16 protein-coding genes and 1 pseudogene are annotated in these 17769 nt (G+C 63.7%); 9 read left to right on the plus strand and 8 right to left on the minus strand.

Translation table 11 applies throughout. The annotated features are described in order from the left end of the window. Positions 1-244: 244 nt before the first annotated feature. The 3 genes from AB3L03_RS03825 to AB3L03_RS03835 all read left to right on the plus strand — a co-directional run bounded on the left by AB3L03_RS03825 (position 245) and on the right by AB3L03_RS03835 (position 3806). Positions 245-1984, plus strand: coding sequence for an ATP-binding protein (locus AB3L03_RS03825; RefSeq protein WP_026233778.1), 1740 nt, complete (start codon positions 245-247; stop codon positions 1982-1984). Between the two features lie 103 nt (positions 1985-2087). Further along, positions 2088-2666, plus strand: a complete 579-nt coding sequence (locus AB3L03_RS03830; protein WP_026233779.1) for a peroxidase-related enzyme — start codon at positions 2088-2090, stop codon at positions 2664-2666. 198 nt (positions 2667-2864) lie between these two features. Further along, entirely contained in the window at positions 2865-3806 is a 942-nt protein-coding gene (locus tag AB3L03_RS03835) for a hypothetical protein (protein WP_368508267.1), read from the plus strand. A gap of 17 nt (positions 3807-3823) precedes the next feature. Here the strand turns inward: AB3L03_RS03835 and AB3L03_RS03840 are convergent, their stop codons facing one another. Together AB3L03_RS03840 and AB3L03_RS03845 are read right to left on the minus strand one after the other, a co-directional pair. Continuing rightward, positions 3824-3967, minus strand: a complete 144-nt coding sequence (locus AB3L03_RS03840; protein WP_204510908.1) for a hypothetical protein — start codon at positions 3965-3967, stop codon at positions 3824-3826. 149 nt (positions 3968-4116) lie between these two features. Further along, a complete protein-coding gene (locus AB3L03_RS03845; protein ID WP_085395870.1) occupies positions 4117-4740 on the minus strand; it encodes a ParB-like protein in 624 nt (207 codons plus the stop codon). Between the two features lie 271 nt (positions 4741-5011). Here AB3L03_RS03845 and AB3L03_RS03850 point away from each other — a divergent pair, with 271 nt between their 5' ends. The 6 genes and pseudogenes from AB3L03_RS03850 to AB3L03_RS03875 all read left to right on the plus strand — a co-directional run bounded on the left by AB3L03_RS03850 (position 5012) and on the right by AB3L03_RS03875 (position 9889). Further along, complete coding sequence (locus tag AB3L03_RS03850; protein WP_085352754.1) at positions 5012-5353, plus strand: hypothetical protein; 342 nt, start codon at positions 5012-5014, stop codon at positions 5351-5353. A 248-nt stretch (positions 5354-5601) separates the two neighbouring features. Beyond that, on the plus strand, positions 5602-5889 hold the full coding sequence (locus AB3L03_RS03855) for an acyl carrier protein (RefSeq protein WP_007592476.1): 288 nt from the start codon (positions 5602-5604) through the stop codon (positions 5887-5889). 10 nt (positions 5890-5899) lie between these two features. After that, complete coding sequence (locus AB3L03_RS03860; RefSeq protein WP_007608856.1) at positions 5900-6370, plus strand: 3-hydroxyacyl-ACP dehydratase FabZ family protein; 471 nt, start codon at positions 5900-5902, stop codon at positions 6368-6370. After that, positions 6367-7572 (plus strand): beta-ketoacyl-ACP synthase, encoded by a 1206-nt coding sequence (locus AB3L03_RS03865; protein ID WP_368508268.1) that lies wholly within the window; start codon positions 6367-6369, stop codon positions 7570-7572. The genes AB3L03_RS03860 and AB3L03_RS03865 overlap by 4 nt, the downstream gene beginning before the upstream one ends. A 99-nt stretch (positions 7573-7671) precedes the next feature. Continuing rightward, a pseudogene (locus tag AB3L03_RS03870) lies at positions 7672-8948 on the plus strand (beta-ketoacyl-ACP synthase). Between the two features lie 8 nt (positions 8949-8956). Then, entirely contained in the window at positions 8957-9889 is a 933-nt protein-coding gene (locus AB3L03_RS03875; RefSeq protein ID WP_204510907.1) for a lipid A biosynthesis lauroyl acyltransferase, read from the plus strand. Positions 9890-9902: 13 nt separating this feature from the next. Here the strand turns inward: AB3L03_RS03875 and AB3L03_RS03880 are convergent, their stop codons facing one another. The 6 genes from AB3L03_RS03880 to AB3L03_RS03905 all read right to left on the minus strand — a co-directional run bounded on the left by AB3L03_RS03880 (position 9903) and on the right by AB3L03_RS03905 (position 17766). Further along, a complete protein-coding gene (locus tag AB3L03_RS03880) occupies positions 9903-11009 on the minus strand; it encodes a polyamine ABC transporter substrate-binding protein (protein ID WP_247297618.1) in 1107 nt (368 codons plus the stop codon). Between the two features lie 4 nt (positions 11010-11013). Continuing rightward, positions 11014-12192, minus strand: a complete 1179-nt coding sequence (locus AB3L03_RS03885) for an aminotransferase (RefSeq protein WP_085395866.1) — start codon at positions 12190-12192, stop codon at positions 11014-11016. 8 nt (positions 12193-12200) lie between these two features. Then, positions 12201-12527: a rhodanese-like domain-containing protein gene (locus AB3L03_RS03890; protein WP_247391225.1), complete on the minus strand. Its 327-nt coding sequence runs from the start codon at positions 12525-12527 to the stop codon at positions 12201-12203. A gap of 170 nt (positions 12528-12697) precedes the next feature. After that, on the minus strand, positions 12698-14626 hold the full coding sequence (locus AB3L03_RS03895) for a potassium transporter Kup (RefSeq protein WP_368508269.1): 1929 nt from the start codon (positions 14624-14626) through the stop codon (positions 12698-12700). A gap of 139 nt (positions 14627-14765) precedes the next feature. After that, positions 14766-16664, minus strand: coding sequence for a potassium transporter Kup (locus AB3L03_RS03900; protein ID WP_085385797.1), 1899 nt, complete (start codon positions 16662-16664; stop codon positions 14766-14768). A gap of 271 nt (positions 16665-16935) precedes the next feature. After that, a complete protein-coding gene (locus tag AB3L03_RS03905) occupies positions 16936-17766 on the minus strand; it encodes a flagellar motor protein MotB (protein WP_007592497.1) in 831 nt (276 codons plus the stop codon). Positions 17767-17769: the final 3 nt, after the last annotated feature.

Genomic DNA, 17769 nt, shown 5'->3' on the forward strand with positions numbered 1-17769 from the left:
ACGAGCCGTCCCCAGAAAGGGGACCGACTGCCCGAATGGTAAAATCTTGCTTAAACCTCCCGGGGCCCCGGCCGGCAAAAAGCAGCATTCCCACCGTTTCTGCCCACAAGTATGTATGGGAACAAACCTCGCACCCGAATTGTCGCGGATTTAACGAAGCGCCGGCGCCTGCCGCTTAACCGTTTGTCCAGCGACGGCCGTGCATAGTCCGGGCAACCCGTTGCTCTTGCCAGGTTCATTCATTGTGACATCCTTTGGACGCGTGATTTCGGTTCGCGGATCGCTCGCCCGGGTCGGGCTGCTGGCTGAAAGCCGCATGCCGGTCTCGGAAGTTCGGGCCACCGTCGGCCGCTTCGTCAGTATCCGCTGCGCCAGCTCGGTCATCGTCGCCATGATCACCGAGGTGTCCTGCGAGAACCTCTCGAGCAACGACAATCTGATCGCCATCGCCTCGGTCGACCTGCTGGGCGAAATCCTCAACGCGACCGGCAAGGCCAAATTCCAGCGCGGCGTCACCAACTATCCGACCATCGGCGATTCGGTCGACCTGATCACGAGCCAGGAGCTGCGCACGATCTACGCGCCCACCGGTTCCGACCAGATCAATGTCGGCTTCCTTCAGCAGGACAGCTCCGTCGTCGCCTATGTCGACATCGAGGAAATGCTCTCCAAGCACTTTGCAGTGCTGGGATCGACCGGCGTCGGCAAATCGACCGGTGTGTCGCTGTTGCTCAACGAGATCCTCAAGGCACGCCCGAACCTGCGCATCTTCCTGCTCGATGTGCACAACGAATATGGCCGCTGCTTCGGCGACCGCGCGCTGGTGCTCAACCCGCGCAATCTGAAACTGCCATTCTGGCTGTTCAATTTCGAGGAAATCGTCGACGTGCTGTTCGGCGGCCGCGCCGGCGTGCCCGAGGAGCTCGACGTCCTCGCCGAGGTCATTCCGCTCGCCAAGGGCGTCTATACCCAGTACCAGAACGCCGACCGCATCGGCTTGAAGCGCATCGATCCCAAGCAGATCGGCTACACCGTCGATACGCCGGTGCCTTATCGCCTGGTTGATCTGATGTCGCTAATCGACGAGCGCATGGGCAAGCTCGAGAACCGCTCCTCGCGCATCATCTATCACAAGCTGATCTCCCGCATCGAGGCGGTCCGCAACGACCCGCGCTACGCCTTCATGTTCGACAACGCCAATGTCGGCGGTGACACCATGGCCGAGGTGATCAGTCACCTGTTCCGCCTGCCGGCCAACGGCAAACCGATGACGGTGATGCAGCTCGCCGGCTTCCCGGCCGAGGTCATCGATTCCGTCGTCTCGGTGCTCTGCCGCATGGCCTTCGACTTCGGCTTGTGGAGCGACGGCGTTTCGCCGATGCTGTTCGTCTGTGAGGAGGCTCACCGCTACGCCTCGGCCGATCGCAATGTCGGCTTCGGGCCGACCCGCAAGGCGGTGTCGCGCATCGCCAAGGAAGGCCGCAAATACGGTGTCTATCTCGGCCTCATCACCCAGCGTCCGGCCGAGCTCGACGCCACCATCATCTCCCAGTGCAACACGCTGTTCACGATGCGCCTTGCCAACGAGCGCGACCAGGCGCTGCTGCGCGCCGCGGTGTCGGATGCGGCCGCGAACCTGCTTTCGTTCGTGCCCTCGCTCGGCACCCGAGAAGTGCTGGCATTCGGCGAAGGTGTCGCGCTGCCGACGCGGCTGCGCTTCAAGGAGGTGCCGCCGCATCAATTGCCGCGCGGCGAAGCCACCATCAGCAGCGTGCCCTCCGTCACCTCCGGTCACGACATGCATTTCGTCGGCGCCGTGCTCGAGCGCTGGCGCGGTGCCACCTCGCAGCGCGACGTGCCGAACGATCCGGTGTTCTCGGCGCCGCCCGCGAAGACGCTCTCCAGCATCGAAACTCCGATGCTGCAACCGTCGATGGGGTTGGATCCGGACCGCTTCTCGCTGCTGAAGAAGCCGCTGCGGTAAAGCGACGCTCGTTTTCCAGCGCCGGCATTGCGAGCCTGGCGTCACGTTGAGCATGGCACCCGCATCGACTATGGTTGCCGGCCCCAAGCCGGAATCCATGCCCATGACAAAGCCTGTGCAACGCTTCGCCGCTCCCGCCCTCGATGCGCTCCCTGACGACATCCGCACGCGTCTCCTCGCCGTCCAGGAGAAGAGCGGCTTCGTGCCGAACGTGTTCTTGACGCTGGCCTACCGCCCGGACGAGTTCCGCGCCTTCTTCGCCTACCACGACGCACTGATGGAGAAGGACGGCGGCCTCAGCAAAGCCGAACGCGAGATGATCGTGGTCGCGACCTCGGCAGCCAATCAGTGCCAGTATTGCGTGATCGCGCATGGCGCGATCCTGCGTATCCGTGCCAAGAACCCGCTGATCGCCGACCAGATCGCCACGAACTACCGCAAGGCCGACATCACGCCGCGGCAAAAGGCGATGCTCGACTTCGCGATGAAGGTCTCGGCCGATGCGCAGCGGATTTCCGAGGACGATTTCACCGCGCTCGCGCCGCATGGCTTTAGCGACGACGACATCTGGGACATCGCCGCAATCTCCGCCTTCTTCGCACTGTCGAACCGGCTGGCGAATTTCACCGGCATGCGGCCGAACGACGAATTCTATCTGATGGGACGGCTGCCGAAGAAATGACCGACCGCCGCGAGCGCGGAAGGAACGCATCGCCACAATGCAGCGGATGAGTTCCCGCTTGACGGGAACTCTGTGTTTTCGCAATCGCACACGTTTAATTAAGAATCTCACCCTCAACTAGCACAAACGCCTTGGCACAACTTGCGCAGTTTCCGTCCCCGGAGACGCGGATGAGCCGTGCCTGTTGGGGGGCTTCTCATGAACGTGCGGGCATTTGTTATCGCGACCTGTATTGGCACGGCATTCTTCGCGGCCGGATACGCATGGAACTATCAGCCGGAGATCATCAACGCGAACGAGATATGGAGCATGTTCAGATCGGAGCATGGCAAGGCGCGGGCTGCCGTCTTGCGCGTCCTCGTTGCGCCGAATTCAGCTCACTTCAACGGCCTGCGAACGATCGATGCAGACCAGGCAAGATACGTATGCGGCTCCGTAAAAGCGATGGACAAGGAGAGGCAGTATGTCGAGGCCGCGTTCGTTTACACCGTCGCGATCGATTTTGCCCGTATCGACGACGACGGCCGGATGACGTCGCAGCGCTCTGCTTACAAGCCCTGCCCGGGCGCGGCCGACGACAAAATTGCCGACCAGAACACGCTGATATCGCCAGGCGCGCTGTCGATGATCAAGACCATCGAAAAAGTCATCCCCAAGTCCAGCGGCGGAACGATGGAACAACAGCTTGGCCAGCTGGCTGCACAGACAGCGGCGGTCGCGCCAGGTTCGGCGGTCCCGCGGAGATCAGCCGGCTCATCGGGTTCGCCAGCCTCGGCAGGGGCAGGATGGGCGCCAGCAGCACAGCATTCAGGTTCGGGCGTGGAGGCGCGACAAGCAGATGAACTGACGTGGCGTGTCGATCAGCCGCCGGCTGCATGGCCGAACTTCCCCTCGGACCATCCGCTGGCGAAATCGGCGCAGAAGCGGACGAGCGCCGAGGCCCTGGCGTTTGCGAAAGGCATCGAGGCTCGCTGGGAGGAGGCCAAATCATCCGGGGTTCCGGCCAAGCGTCCTTCGCCCGAGGAGATCAAGGAAGCATGCCGCGCGCTACTTACGATTGATCCCGCGGACAAGGATTATCCGCGGGCCTGGGCCGCCTTTGTGCGGTTGCGCAAAATCGATCGCGACGCTGCTGGTTGAACTGGCGTGAACCTGTCCTAGCGCTGCGCCATCAACTCGAGCGCCGGGGCAAAGCGCTCGGAAAAAGTCAACGTCTTGGCATGGTGAACTGCGGCAAACGACGCCGAGATCCCGGCTGAAGCGACCACGAGCAGGGCAACGGCGAAAACCAGATGGCGCATTTCGGCCTCCTGTGTGAGCTCGACAATTCCAACAGATGGCACGGCTTGGTTTCAGCACTGCTTCGTGCGGACGGAAGATGGTTTCGCTCAAGAGGCTGTGATCAGATCCAGTTTGCGGAGCCGCATGCCTGCTGCTGCGAGCGTTGCGCCTAATCATCCTCCGCTGGCCCACACCAGCCGGGCAGATAGATCGCATCCTTGCTCTTGGCTGAGGACATCGCCTTCTCGAGCGCCTTGTCGAAATTGGCATCCACAGTCTTGCGCGACAGCTTTCGACGCAGATAGTCGGCCCACAGGAATTCGGAGAACGGCGTGGTGTCCTTGGCGAAGCCGCCCATGCGGCGCAGTTCGCCGGCAAGGCTCCGGAAGGGATCGTCCTTGAGGTCGACGACGGATTTGGGCAAATCGCGGAATGGTCGCCGTTCGCCCTTGGCGTCGTAGGGGTAAACCCAGCGCTTGTTGTCCATCACGCCCCAGAACGCTTCGCGCTCGACCATCCTGAGGTCGCCGATGATGGTGACCAGCACCTCCTTGACGCCCTCGTCGTGCAGCGCGCGACCGAGATGATGATGGTCGATCACGTAATAGCGCTCGTCGGGGCCGTGCACGACGGGGATCATATGCTTGCCGAGCAGATCGGCCTGCTTCTTCTTGTCGTGCTCGCGCCAGCGCTTGCGCTTCTCCTTGACCTCGCGCATCCCGACCGTCATCTGCGTCGGCCGCAGCGACAGGATCGACACCGGATGCACTCTCGGTTCGCGCGTATTGGTCATGGTCGAAAGGCCCCTAACATGGTTGCAGCTGCGTGGTCAGGTTCCCTGGACTATGTCATGGGCACCGCGCCGGCAAATGCATTCGGCTCGGTGGATATTATTGCATCGCACCCTCTGCAGGCCCGGAACGACCACGGTTCCACGGTCCTTCGTTCGCAGTCCTGCAGGATAGTGCGAACGCGCAATGCACGTGCGCGTTGAGAAAATTTTCTGCAACGCGTTCACTACGTATGCTATCTAAAAATCGCTGCTTCGGAGTGATCCCTGCACCATGACAACCCAGCGGCCCATAAGCTCGGATGACGAGCACCGGGTGCTCCAGTTCAGGCCGCGCACCTCGCCTTCCCCGACGGCCCACCGCGGCAACGCTAGCGTGCAGCAATTGCGCGTCGCGCCCGAGCGGCTCGACCTGTCGCGCTACGAGGAGCCCCGCACCGAACCGGACGATTTCCGCCGTCGCATGCTCGCCAATATCGCGGCGCTGGCCTTCACCATCGCACTGACCGCGATCGGGATCTGGCTCGCGGTGAGCATCGCCGACCTGCGCCGGACCCAGGATTGCGTGCTGATGGGCCGCCGCGACTGCGTCAAGATCACGACGCCGCACATCTAGGCAGGACATCTGGTAAGCAAGACGTCTGGTAGGCCCGCTGGCGCTCCTTCGGCCGAAACGGCTCAGCCGGGGCGTCCCCCGCCCGGTCCCCACACCCGTCCGGCTCCATTGAACTCAGGGCGGCGCTCCGATATACGGGCTTTCGACCCGGCCAGAGGGGGTTGAGGGCGTCATCGGGGCGCGATGCCCACCCATCGTTCCACTCTGGAAAATCTGACAAACATCTGCAATATATCAAAGGCTTAGTGATGTCCTCCACATTCGATCAGGTCGCTACGATCATCGCTGAAACCTGCGACATCCCGCGCGACACGATCACGCCGGATAGCCATGCCATCGATGACCTCGGCATCGACAGCCTCGATTTCCTGGACATCGCGTTCGCGATCGACAAGCAGTTCGGTATCAAGCTGCCGCTGGAAAAGTGGACTCAGGAGGTTAACGACGGCAAAGCGACCACCGAGCAGTATTTCGTGCTGAAAAACCTGTGCGCCCGCATCGACGAACTGGTTGCGGCCAAGGGCGCGAGCGCCTAAGCGCGCGGTCATGCAACTCGAATACTTCCACATGATAGATCGCGTCGTCGACCTCAACGTCGACGCGAAGACGATTGTTGTCGAGGCTCAGGTCCCGATGGAGAGCACCATCTTCGAAGGGCACTTCCCGGGCTATCCCCTGATGCCCGGCGTGCTCCTGATCGAATCGATGGCGCAGGCCTCGGGCTGGCTTCAGCTTGGCGTGCTCAAATTCGAGCGTATGCCGATCCTGGCTGCCGTCAAGGAGGCCAAGGTCCGCGGCTCGGTCTTCCCCGGCGATCTCATGAGCATCGAGGCGAGCCTGGCCCATCAGGGCTCAGGCTACGCCGTGACCGAAGCCAAGATCAAGGTCGGCGGCAAGCTGCGCGCGAATTCGACGCTGACCTTCACGCAGATTCCCTTTCCCCATGCGGATATGCGCGCCCACATGGACGCGGTCGCCAAACGCGTCGGCTTTCCGCAACAGGCCGTATCGCCATGACCGAGACTGCTTCGAAGCCTGCCCAGACGGAAGTCTGGATCACCGGCATTGGCCTGGCCACCTCGCTCGGCGAGGGCCTGGACGCCAACTGGGCCGCGCTTCAGGAGAAGCGCATCAATGTCGACGAGAAGGGCTTTGCACCCTACATCGTGCACCCCCTGATGCCTGTCACCTTCGACAGCCAGATCCCCAAGAAGGGCGACCAGCGCCAGATGGAAGCCTGGCAGCGCATCGGCACCTATGCGGCCGGGCTTGCGCTCGACTCCGCCGGGATCAAGGGCAACAAGGACATCCTGTCGAAGATCGACATGGTGGTCGCCGCCGGCGGCGGTGAACGCGATCTCAACGTCGACACCGGCGTGCTCACGGCCGAGGCCAAGGGCGCCAACGCGCCCGGCTTCCTCAATGAGCGGCTGATGAGCGATCTCAGGCCGACGCTGTTCCTGGCCCAGCTCTCCAACCTGCTCGCCGGCAACATCGCCATCGTGCACGGCATTGGCGGCACCTCGCGCACCTTCATGGGTGAAGAGGTTGCCGGCGCCGATGCCGCCCGCATTGCATTGTCGCGCATCGCCTCCGGCGAGAGCGACATCGCGCTGATCGGCGGCTCGCACAATGGCGAGCGCAAGGACCTGATGGTCCTCTACGAATTCGGCGACTTCAATCTGAAGGACAAGTTCGCCCCCGTGTGGGCACGCAAGGACCACGCCGGCTTCGCGCTCGGCTCGGCTGGCGCGTTCTTGGTGCTGGAATCGAAGGCCCATGCGGAAGCGCGCGGCGCAAAACCATTCGCAAAGCTGTCGAGCGTCGTTGCCGACCTTGCCCGTCGTAAGACCCCCGGCGACATGGCCGCGACGCTGGAGAAGCTTTGGGCAAAGTTGCCGAAGCGCGACGGCAAGGGCGCGATCATATCCGGCGCGACCGGCGCGGAGCCTGCGACATCAGAAGAGCGCGCCTTCCTGAAGGGCCACGCCGATTTCCCGGTGCGCTCGACCGGCACGATGTTCGGCCACACCATGGAGACGCAATTCCCGCTCGGCATCGCGCTCGCCGCGCTGTCGACCTCTCGCGGCGCGCTGTTTCCGCCGAACGATTCCACGGGCACCGAGATTGAAATGCAGGGAGCGCCCACCCAGATTGTGGTGGTGGGGGCCGGACACTGGCGCGGCGAAGGCATGGCGCTGGTCGAGGCAGTAAGCTAAAGCGCGTTACGCTTTGGCAGGTTATTGTTTGGGTATGATCTTCTCGGAAAACCGCGTCACGCTTTTTCGGATCATGCTCCAGCTCAAGCGGGGATCGACATGACTGCACCACGCGACAAACTCGGGCGTCCCGTCGTCGTCGTCACCGGCATGGGCATCATGACCTCGCTCGGCAACGGCAAGACCGACAATTGGGCGAAGCTCGTCGCCGGCGAATCCGGCATCCGCACCATCACGCGCTTTCCGGTCGACGGCCTCAAAACCACGATGGCCGGCACGGTGGATTTCGTCAGCGTCGATCCGTTCTCCTCCACCGGCCTGTCCGAACGGATGGCCGAACTGGTGACGCAGGAAGCGCTGGACCAGGCCGGGATCGGCACCAAGGCGGATTTCCCGGGTCCTCTCTTTCTTGCGGTCGCACCGGTCGAAGTCGAATGGCCGCAGCGCCGCGAACTCGGCCGCGCCGTCGGCAAACCCGACTTCAATTACGACGATCTGCTGCGCATCTCCGGTGGCGGCAAGTACAGCGCCTATCACCACCGCTTCATGTTCGGTTCGGTCGCCGCCTACCTCGCCGAGACCTTCGGCACCAAGGGCTCGCCGATCTCGTTGTCGACGGCCTGCGCTTCGGGCGCGACCTCGATTCAGCTCGGCGTCGAGGCGATCCGCCGCGGCGAGACCGATGCCGCGCTGTGCGTGGCGACCGACGGCACCGTGAATCCGGAGGCGCTGGTGCGCTTCTCGCTGCTCTCGGCGCTTTCGACCCAGAACGACCCGCCGCAGGCGGCCTCCCGTCCCTTCTCCAAGAACCGCGACGGTTTTGTCATGGCCGAAGGCGCCGGTGCGCTGGTGCTCGAAAGCTATGAAGCCGCCACCGCGCGCGGCGCAAAAATACTCGGCGTAATCGCCGGCTGCGGCGAGCTCACCGATTCCTTCCATCGCACCCGCTCCTCGCCCGACGGCAAGCCGATCATCGGCTGCATGAACAAGACGCTGGCCGATGCCGGCATGACGCCGGATCAGATCGACCACATCAACGCGCACGGCACCGCGACGCCCGAGAACGACAAGATGGAGTACAATACGACATCGGCCGTGTTCGGCGAGCTCGTCTCGAAGATTCGGTCACCTCCAACAAGTCGATGGTCGGCCACACCATCTCGGCCGCGGGCGCGGTCGAGGCGATCTTCTCGCTGCTGACGCTGGAGCATCAGCGTATCCCGCCGACGATCAACTACGACAATCCGGATCCCACGATCCTGTTCGACGTCGTCGGCAACAAGGCACGCGATGCCCGCGTCACCGCGGTGATGTCGAACTCGTTCGGCTTCGGCGGCCAGAACGCCTCGCTGATCCTGACCCGCGAACCGGCCTGACCGGACGCATGGCGCTGCTTCCGGCGAGGACGAAGGCCCGCGCGCGGCAGACGGCAAAGTCGATCGGTGGAGGGCTGATCGGCGCTGCCACCGTCGGCATGTTGCGCACCACGCGTTATTTCGATCCAGCCAAGACCTCGGACTTTTTCGCACGCGTCACCAAACTGATCGGCCCGCGCCTGCGCGAGCACCGCATCGGCCGCGCCAATCTCACCGCGGCGTTTCCGGACAAGTCGCCCGAGGAAATCGAAGCCATCCTGATGGGCGTCTGGGACAATCTCGGTCGCGTCGGCGCCGAATTCGCCCATATGGACCAGGTCTGGGATTACGACCGCGATCATCCAGAAAACAGTCGGATCGAACTGCCCAGCCGCAGCATCGAGCTGTTCGATCAAATCCGCGACGACGGCAAGCCGGCGTTGATCTTCGCCGCACATTTGGCCAATTGGGAATTACCGGCGCTCGCCGCGGTCGCACACGGGCTCGATGCAGCGATCCTCTACCGCCGCCCGAATATCGCCTCCGCCGACCGCATCATCCAGGAGATGCGACAGGTCAACATGGGCACGCTGATCCCGGCGGGGCGCGACGCGCCGCTGCGGCTTGCCCAGGCGCTCAAGGACGGCAAGCACGTCGCGATGCTGATCGACCAGTATCTGACCGGCGGAGTCGAGGTCACCTTCTTCGGCCGCAAGACCCGCGCCAATCCGATGCTGGCGCGCCTGTTACGACAGGTCGAATGCCCGATCCACGGCGTCCGCGTCATCCGCCTGCCCGGCGGCCGCTTCACCGCCGAGATCACCGAAGAGGTCCACCCGGTGCGCGACGCCGACGGCAAGATCGACATCCAGGGCACCACGCAGGCGATCACGAGCGTGGTGGAAAACTGGGTGCGCGAGCATCCGGAGCAGTGGCTGTGGCTGCACCGCAGGTGGCGGTAGCGGACAGTAGTGCTTACCGCCCCGTCTTCACCCTGGTCCAAAGCCTATTGATGACCCGCTGGGTCGCGGGCTCACGCGCCGTGATGACGAACAGCTTTGCGAGCGTCGCCTCGTCCGGATAGATGTTCTTGTCGTTCAATATTTTCGGATCGACCAGTTTCTGGCTGGCGAGGTTGCCATTGGCGTAGGACAGGAAGTCCGTATTCCTGGCGGCCACGTCCGGACGGTAGAGATAGTTGATCAGCTCGTAGGCTTCGCTGACGTTCCTGGCATCCGCGGGGATCGCGAGATTATCGAAGAACATCTGCGCGCCCTCCTTCGGGATGGCGTAGCCGATCTCGATGCCGCTTTTGGCTTCGGCAGCGCGGGCGCGGGCCTGCATGATGTCGCCGGACCAGCCGACCACGAAGCAGATCTCGCCGGTGGCGAGCGCGCTCAGATATTCGGACGAATGAAACTTGCGCACGGAGGGCCGCACCTTGGTGACGACATCGGCGGCCTTTTCGAGGTCGGCCTGCTTGGTCGAGTTCGGATCGAGCCCGAGATAGTTCAACGCCGCCGGAAAGATGTCGTCGGCGGAATCCAGCATGTGGACGCCGCAGTCTTTGAATTTCGCGAGGTTCTCCGGCTTGAACACGATGTCCCAGCTGTCAATCTTGGCATCCGCTCCGAGAATCTGCTTCAGCTTGGCGACATTGTAGCCGATGCCGGTCGTGCCCCACATGTAATTGGCGGCGTAGACGTTGCCGGGGTCGTAGATCGCGAGACGTTCGGTCACCACCGGCCAGGCATTGGCCAGGTTCGGCAGCTTCGACTTGTCGAGCTTCTGGAAGATGTTGGCCTTGATCTGGCGCTGGAGGAAATAGGCGGTGGGCACCACGACGTCATAGCCGGATTTGCCGGCCATCAGGCGCGTCTCCAGCGTCTCGTTGGCGTCAAACGTGTCGTAGACCACCCTGATGCCCGTCTCCCTGGTGAAGGCCTGGAGGACGTCGGGCGCCACGTAGTTCGACCAATTGTAGAAGTTGACGACCCGCTCCTCGGCCACGGCAGGAGCGGAGAGCAACGTCAGCGCGGCGGCGATCGCAAGGCCAAAACCACAGCGGCTGACGTTGGTCATCTCCCTACCTCTTGCGCCCGCGCACCGCGTCCGACAGTCGCTCCAGTGCGGTGTCGAGCGTCTCGTCCTTCTTGGCAAAGCAGAAGCGCACCACCGAGGTCACAGGGTCCTGCTCGTAGAAGGCCGAGACCGGGATAGCCGCGACCTTGTAGTCCTTCACGATCCGCCAGCAGAACTCGGTGTCGCTCTCGTTCAGCCCGAGCGGGGACAGGTCGACGGTGAGGAAGTAGGTGCCCTGCGACTTCAGCACGGGGAAGCCGAGGCTCTCCAGGCCCTTGGCGAGGCGGTCCCTGCTCCGCGTCAGGTCCTTGCGCATCGACAGGAAATACTCGTCGGGCTTGCCGAGGCCGTAGGCGACGGCGGCCTGGAGGTTCGGCGCGGTGGTGAAGGTCAGGAACTGGTGCACCTTGGCGGCAACGCGCAGCAACGGCGGCGCGGCGCACACGAAGCCGATCTTCCAGCCTGTCAACGAGAAGATCTTGCCGGCCGAGCCGACCTTGATGGTGCGGTCGCGCATGCCGGGGATGGTGATCAGCGGGATGTGCTTGTGCTCGTCGAAAGTGACGTGCTCCCAGACCTCGTCGCAGATCGCGATGACGTCGAACTCCTGGCAGTAGCGCGCCAGCAGCTCGAGGTCCTCCCGCGGAAACACCACCGCGGACGGATTCAGGGGGTTGTTGAAAAGCACCGCCTTGGTCTTTGAATTGAAGACACTTTTCAGCATGTCCTCATTCAGCCGCCAATGCGGCGGCTCGAGCCGGACCAGGCGCGGAATGCCGCCGGCCTGGCGGATAATCGGCAGATAGGAATCGTACACCGGCTGGAAGCACACCACCTCGTCACCGGGCTGGACCACGGCGAGGATGGCCGAGGTCAGGGCCTCGGTGCCGCCGGAGGTCACCATCACCTCGCTCATCGGATCGAGCTCGAGGCCGTGCCAGTGGCCGTAATGGGTCGCGATCGCCTGACGGAGTTCCGGCAGGCCCATCATCGACGGGTACTGGTTGTAGCCGTTCAGCGAGGCCTCGGCCGCGGCGCGGCGGATGTCCTCGGGCCCGGGATCGTCGGGAAAGCCCTGCCCAAGATTGATGGCGGCATTGTCGCGCGCAGCCTGCGACATCGCCTCGAAGATGGTGACGGGAAGGTCTGCGAAGACCTTGTTGAGGGACGAGCTCTTGGACATCGGCGGGGTCAGCCGCCGACCTTGCTGGGAAGACCCGCCGCCTTCCAGCCCAGCATGCCGCCGGCCAGATGTTTGTCGTAAGGCAGGCCCGCGGCCTGCGCCGCCAGTGAGGCCGTCACCGAACGCTTGCCCGAGCGGCAGGCGAACACGACCTCCTTACCCTCCGGATCGGGGATCGCTTTGGGATCGAAGGTCGCGAGCGGCACGACCACGCCGTAGGGATAAGCCTCGGCCTCGACCTCGTTCGGCTCGCGCACGTCGACGAGGAGATAGCGCCCTTCCGCAACACCCTTGGAGACCTCGTCCGGGGTCAGATCCTGTACTTGATTTGCCACATCATCCTCCAACGTCGCGGGCCGCTGCCGGGGCGATCCCGGCGGCCGGCAACCTCGCCTCTTGGCCCGCGAAAATCAAGCGCTACAAAGGCTTGAGCTGCCTTGCGCAAGTTAAAGCTAAATCGCAGCGACTTGAAGCGCGACCTTCCAACGGAGGATCAGATCGTCACTTAGATGGTCACCTGGGTGCCGACCTCGACGACGCGGCCGGAGGGGATCTGGAAATAATCGGTGGCGTCGTTGGCGGAACGGCTGAGCGAGATGAACAGCCGGTCCTGCCAGCGCGGCATGCCGGAATGGGCGGCCGGCTTGAGCGCCCTCCGCGACAGGAAGAACGAGGTCGACATGATGTCGAACTGCCAGCCGAGCTTGCGGGCGATCGCCAGCGCCTTCGGCACGTTGGGCGATTCCATGAAGCCGAACTTCAGCGTCACCTTGGAGAAGGTCGGCGAGATCTGTTCCAGCTTCACCCGCTCGGCCGGATCGATGCGCGGGGTCTGTGCGGTCTCGATGGTGAGAATGACGTTCTTCTCGTGCAGCACCTTGTAGTGCTTCAGACTATGCATCAGCGCGGTCGGCGCGCTGAGGGGATCGCTGGTCAGGAACACGGCGGTGCCGGGCACGCGCTGCGGCGGCCGCTTCTCCAGCATGGCCACCAGGTCGGCGAGCGGGAATTCGAGCTTGCGCGACTTCTCGAACAGCAGCCGGCTGCCGCGCCGCCACGTGTACATCAGGATGATCATGAGCGCGCCGAGCGCCAGCGGCACCCAGCCGCCCTCGAACACCTTGAGCAGATTGGCGGCCAGGAAGGTGAGGTCGAGAAACAAGAACGGCGCGATCAGGGCGGCAGCCGTGAACGGCGACCACCGCCATACCTTCCAGATCACCACGAAGCCCATCATCGCCGTAACCACCATGGTCCCGGTGACGGAGATGCCGTAGGCCGAGGCCAGCGCGCTGGAGGAGCGGAATAAGAGCACCAGCAGGACCACTGCGACGAGCAGGAGCTGGTTGATGCGCGGGATGAAGATCTGGCCGGAATGGGCTTCGGACGTATGGCGAATTTCAAACCGCGGCAACAGACCGAGCTGGATCGCCTGACGCGTCAGCGAATAGGCACCGGTGATGACCGCCTGGCTCGCGATAACCGTTGCGGCGGTCGCCAGCACCACCATGCAGCCGCGGAAAAAACCTTGCGGAAAGAGCTGGAAGAACGGGCTCACGATCGCGCCGGGGTCGCCGAGCACGAGGGCGCCCTGCCCCAGATAGTTCAATGCCAGCGACGGCACCACGATGAACAGCCAGGCAGTCTGGATCGGCCGCTTGCCGAAATGGCCGAGGTCGGCATAGAGCGCCTCGGCACCGGTGACCGCCAGGAACACCGCGCCGAGCGTCACGAAGCCGATGATGCCGTGGTGGATCATGAAGGACACGGCGTAGAGCGGGTTCAGCGCGAACAGCACCTGCGGTTGCTGGATGATCGGGTGGATCGCCGCGATCGCGATCACCGCGAACCAGACGCACATGATCGGGCCGAAGAAGGCGGCGACGCGAGCGGTGCCACGGGACTGCACGGCAAACAGACCGACCAGGATGATCACGGTCAGCGGCACGATGTAGGGCTCGAAGTGCAGGGTGACGTCCTTCATGCCTTCGAGCGCCGACAGCACCGAGAGCGCCGGCGTGATCACGGCGTCGCCGTAGAACAGGGCTCCGGAAATGATGCCGAGCAGGACGATGGTTGTTCCGCGGGTGCCGGCTGCGCGCTGGGCCAGCGCCATCAGCGCCAACGTGCCGCCCTCGCCGTTGTTGTCGGCACGGAGCAGGATCACGACGTATTTGAGCGTCACAACGACGATGAGCGCCCACAGGATCAGGGAGAGCACGCCGAGCACGGCCGCCGGCGTCGGCACCCCCTCCGCGCCGGAAGCCGCCATGACCGCCTCGCGGAACGCGTAGAGCGGGCTGGTGCCGATGTCACCGTAGACGACGCCGATGCTGCCGAGTGTCAGCGCACCGAAGCCGGCAGTGGTGTGGGCATCGCCATGCCCACTGGCCGCCGCCGTTTCCGGGGCGGGAATCGCGATATCACTTGTCATGGGAGAGCCTGGTGGCCTCTAAATGCTTCACTGCACAACGGCAGAAGGGCGCGGGGCTTATAGGCCTGCGCTGCCGGCATAGCCTAGCCAGATTTTGGACCTTAGCCATGCACATTTGCATGGCTTGGCCGGCCGCCGCTTAGATGGTGACCTGGGTTCCGACTTCAACCACGCGTCCGGTGGGAATCTGGAAATAGTCGGTGGCGTCGTTGGCGGACCGGCTCAGCGCGATGAACAAATGGTCCTGCCAAAGCGGCATGCCGGACTGCGCCGACGCCTTCAGCGAGCGCCGCGACACGAAGAATGAGGTCGACATGATGTCGAATTGCCAGCCCTGCTTGCGCGCGATCGCGAGTGCCTTGGGCACGTTCGGCTGCTCCATGTAGCCGAAGCGCAGGCGGACCTTGAAGAACTTGTCGCTGATCCTCTCCATCCGGAACCGCTCCGACAGATCGACCCGCGGCGTATGCGCGGTCTCGATGGTCAGGACCACGTTGTGCTCGTGTAGCACCTTGTTGTGCTTGAGATTGTGCAGCAGCGCGGTCGGCACGAAGGAGGGATCGCTGGTCAGGAACACCGCGGTGCCCTTGACGATGTGCGGCGGCCGCTTTTCCAGGCTCCGGATCAGATCGTCCAGCGGCACCTCGATGCGGCGCGTTTTCTGGATCAGGATCCCGGACCCTCGCCGCCAGGTCCAGATTGTCCCGGCCATGATCACGCCGAACAGCAGCGGCACCCAGGCGCCTTCGAGCAGCTTCAGAAGATTCGCGCTGAAGAAGCTGATGTCGACCACGACGAAGGGCAGGATCACCGCTGCGGCCGTCGCCGCGCGCCAGTTCCACAATTTCCAGATCACGATGAAGCCCATGATGCCGTCAGCAACCATGGTGGTGGAGACCGCAATACCGTAGGCCGAAGCCAGATTGCTGGGGGTGTGGAACAACAGCACCAGCAGCATCACACCGATCAGCAGCAGCCGGTTTACACGCGGCAGATAGATCTGGCCGGCATGAGTTTCCGAGGTGAAGCGCACCTCGAAGCGCGGCAGGAGGCCGAGCTGCACTGCCTGATAGACCAGGGAATAGGCCCCCGTGATTACCGCCTGGCTCGCGATCACGGTCGCCGCGGTCGCAAGTCCGACCAGCGGCAGCACGAAATGCTCGGGCACCATGCGATAGAAGGAGTGTTCGATCGCGCTGGGATCCGACAGCACCAGTGCGCCCTGCCCGAAATAGTTGATCAGGAGCGCAGGCAGCACGAAGAACATCCAGGCCGACTGGATCGGCTTGCGGCCGAAATGGCCGAGGTCTGCGTAGAGCGCCTCGCCGCCGGTCACCGCGAGGAACACCGCGCCCAGTGTCACCAGGCCGATCGTGCCGTGCGACAGCAGGAATTGCAGGGCGTAATAGGGATTGATCGCTGCCAGCACCGACGGATCGTCGGCGATGTGAACGGCACCCAGCACGGCAAGAACGGTGAACCAGACGACCATCACCGGCCCGAAGGCTGAGGCGACCAGTGCCGTCCCCTTGCTCTGGACCGCAAACAGCAGCGTCAGGATGAGAACGGTCAGGGGAACGACATAGTGCTCGAAGGCGGGCGTTGCGAGCTTCAGACCCTCGACCGCCGACAACACCGAGATCGCCGGCGTGATCATGGAATCGCCGATGAACATGGAGGCGCCGACGACGCCGAGCGCCATCAGGAACCAGCTCCGCCGCCCGAGCGCGCGCTGGCCGAGCGCCATGAGGGAAAGCGTGCCGCCCTCCCCGTTGTTGTCGGCGCGCAGCAGCAGCAGCACGTATTTGGCGGTGACGACGATCAGCAGCGCCCAAAGGATCAGCGAGAGCACGCCGAGCACCATGACCCGCGAGACCGGCTGGCCATGGGCCGCGCCCCTGACGGCCTCGTGGAATGCGTAGAGCGGCGACGTGCCGATGTCGCCGAAGACGACGCCGATGCTCCCGAGCGTCAGGCCCCAGAAACCCGAGGTGACCGGCCCGTCCGGAGCTTCGGTCGATGTGATGCTCGCCGTCATATGAAACTGGAACGCTTCTGCCCGAGAATTGATCCGGCGCCTTTTGACGGTTCCGGCGCCCCTGTCAATCGGCACATCACCATAGCAGGCACCGGGCCAGATGCTGTGACGGCGCAGCAACGGTCGTTGCCCACGCGACGACATGCCTCAGGTAAGATGGTGGCACAAGAGCCCTGAGCCTTCAGTCCCCGATTGAAGGGGAATTGGCTCTACATCCTTGTTTTGTCACGCTTCTTCGCGCGAAACAGGGTCCACTTCGCTCGAATGCGCCCTACGGCTTCAGATTCGGCGGCAGCGGCGGATCTTCGCGCATCAGGGTGATGGTCACCCGCCGGTTGGCCGCGAGCGAGGGATCGTCCGGAAACAGCGGCTGGGTATCCGCCTTGCCGGCGACGGCGAAGACATGGGCGGCCGGCAGGCCCTCGCGTTCGAGGATCTGACGCACGGCATTGGCGCGGTCGGCCGACAGATCGAAGGCGCCGTAGTCGCTGCGGGTCGGCACGAATCCAGCCGCGGTGTGGCCGGCGATGGAGACGCGCAGCGGCGTCGCCTTGAGCGGGACAGCGAGCTTCTCGATCAGGCGGCGGGTGCGGTCATAGGGGACTTTGGAGCCGTCGGCGAACATCGAGCGACCGTCCTGGTCCACGATCTCGAGGTTGAGGCCCTGCTTGGTCTCCTCGAACATGATGTGCTTCGACATCTCGGTCAATTCCGGCATGTCCTGCAACGCTTGGCGCAGCGAGGCCGCCGCCAGCGCAAAATTGCGGTCGACCTTGATCTTCGCGCCCGACGTGCGGTCACGATCCTCCTGGTCCGGCGTCGGCGTGTTGGAGGAGTCCTCGGGCTGAATGTGATCGACGTTCTTCAGCCGAGGGCGGGTCGGCAGCCCGTCGGACTCGACGATGCCGGAATAGCGCGCTTCGGTCTGGACACCGAAGGCGTCGCGCATGGAGCCTGCGACGACCTTCAGCTTGTTGGCATCCTGGGTCGAGAACGCGACGAGCATCACGAAGAAGCTCATCATCAGGCCCATCAGATCGGCGAAGGTCACGAACCAGCCGTGACCGCCTCCGTGTGAATCGCCGCGCTTCTTCTTGGCCATATC

This window comes from Bradyrhizobium lupini, from assembly GCF_040939785.1.
GTDB lineage: Bacteria > Pseudomonadota > Alphaproteobacteria > Rhizobiales > Xanthobacteraceae > Bradyrhizobium > Bradyrhizobium canariense_D.

What these genes read in the sequence shown, in the direction of transcription:
- AB3L03_RS03845 (WP_085395870.1), bottom strand. Translation starts at nt 4,740, where the DNA reads ATGACCAATACGCGCGAACCGAGAGTGCATCCGGTGTCGATCCTGTCG.
- AB3L03_RS03835 (WP_368508267.1), top strand. Translation starts at nt 2,865, where the DNA reads ATGAACGTGCGGGCATTTGTTATCGCGACCTGTATTGGCACGGCATTC.
- AB3L03_RS03855 (WP_007592476.1), top strand. Translation starts at nt 5,602, where the DNA reads ATGTCCTCCACATTCGATCAGGTCGCTACGATCATCGCTGAAACCTGC.
- AB3L03_RS03850 (WP_085352754.1), top strand. Translation starts at nt 5,012, where the DNA reads ATGACAACCCAGCGGCCCATAAGCTCGGATGACGAGCACCGGGTGCTC.
- AB3L03_RS03875 (WP_204510907.1), top strand. Translation starts at nt 8,957, where the DNA reads ATGGCGCTGCTTCCGGCGAGGACGAAGGCCCGCGCGCGGCAGACGGCA.
- AB3L03_RS03880 (WP_247297618.1), bottom strand. Translation starts at nt 11,009, where the DNA reads ATGACCAACGTCAGCCGCTGTGGTTTTGGCCTTGCGATCGCCGCCGCG.
- AB3L03_RS03905 (WP_007592497.1), bottom strand. Translation starts at nt 17,766, where the DNA reads ATGGCCAAGAAGAAGCGCGGCGATTCACACGGAGGCGGTCACGGCTGG.
- AB3L03_RS03895 (WP_368508269.1), bottom strand. Translation starts at nt 14,626, where the DNA reads ATGACAAGTGATATCGCGATTCCCGCCCCGGAAACGGCGGCGGCCAGT.
- AB3L03_RS03885 (WP_085395866.1), bottom strand. Translation starts at nt 12,192, where the DNA reads ATGTCCAAGAGCTCGTCCCTCAACAAGGTCTTCGCAGACCTTCCCGTC.
- AB3L03_RS03830 (WP_026233779.1), top strand. Translation starts at nt 2,088, where the DNA reads ATGACAAAGCCTGTGCAACGCTTCGCCGCTCCCGCCCTCGATGCGCTC.
- AB3L03_RS03900 (WP_085385797.1), bottom strand. Translation starts at nt 16,664, where the DNA reads ATGACGGCGAGCATCACATCGACCGAAGCTCCGGACGGGCCGGTCACC.
- AB3L03_RS03860 (WP_007608856.1), top strand. Translation starts at nt 5,900, where the DNA reads ATGCAACTCGAATACTTCCACATGATAGATCGCGTCGTCGACCTCAAC.
- AB3L03_RS03865 (WP_368508268.1), top strand. Translation starts at nt 6,367, where the DNA reads ATGACCGAGACTGCTTCGAAGCCTGCCCAGACGGAAGTCTGGATCACC.
- AB3L03_RS03840 (WP_204510908.1), bottom strand. Translation starts at nt 3,967, where the DNA reads ATGCGCCATCTGGTTTTCGCCGTTGCCCTGCTCGTGGTCGCTTCAGCC.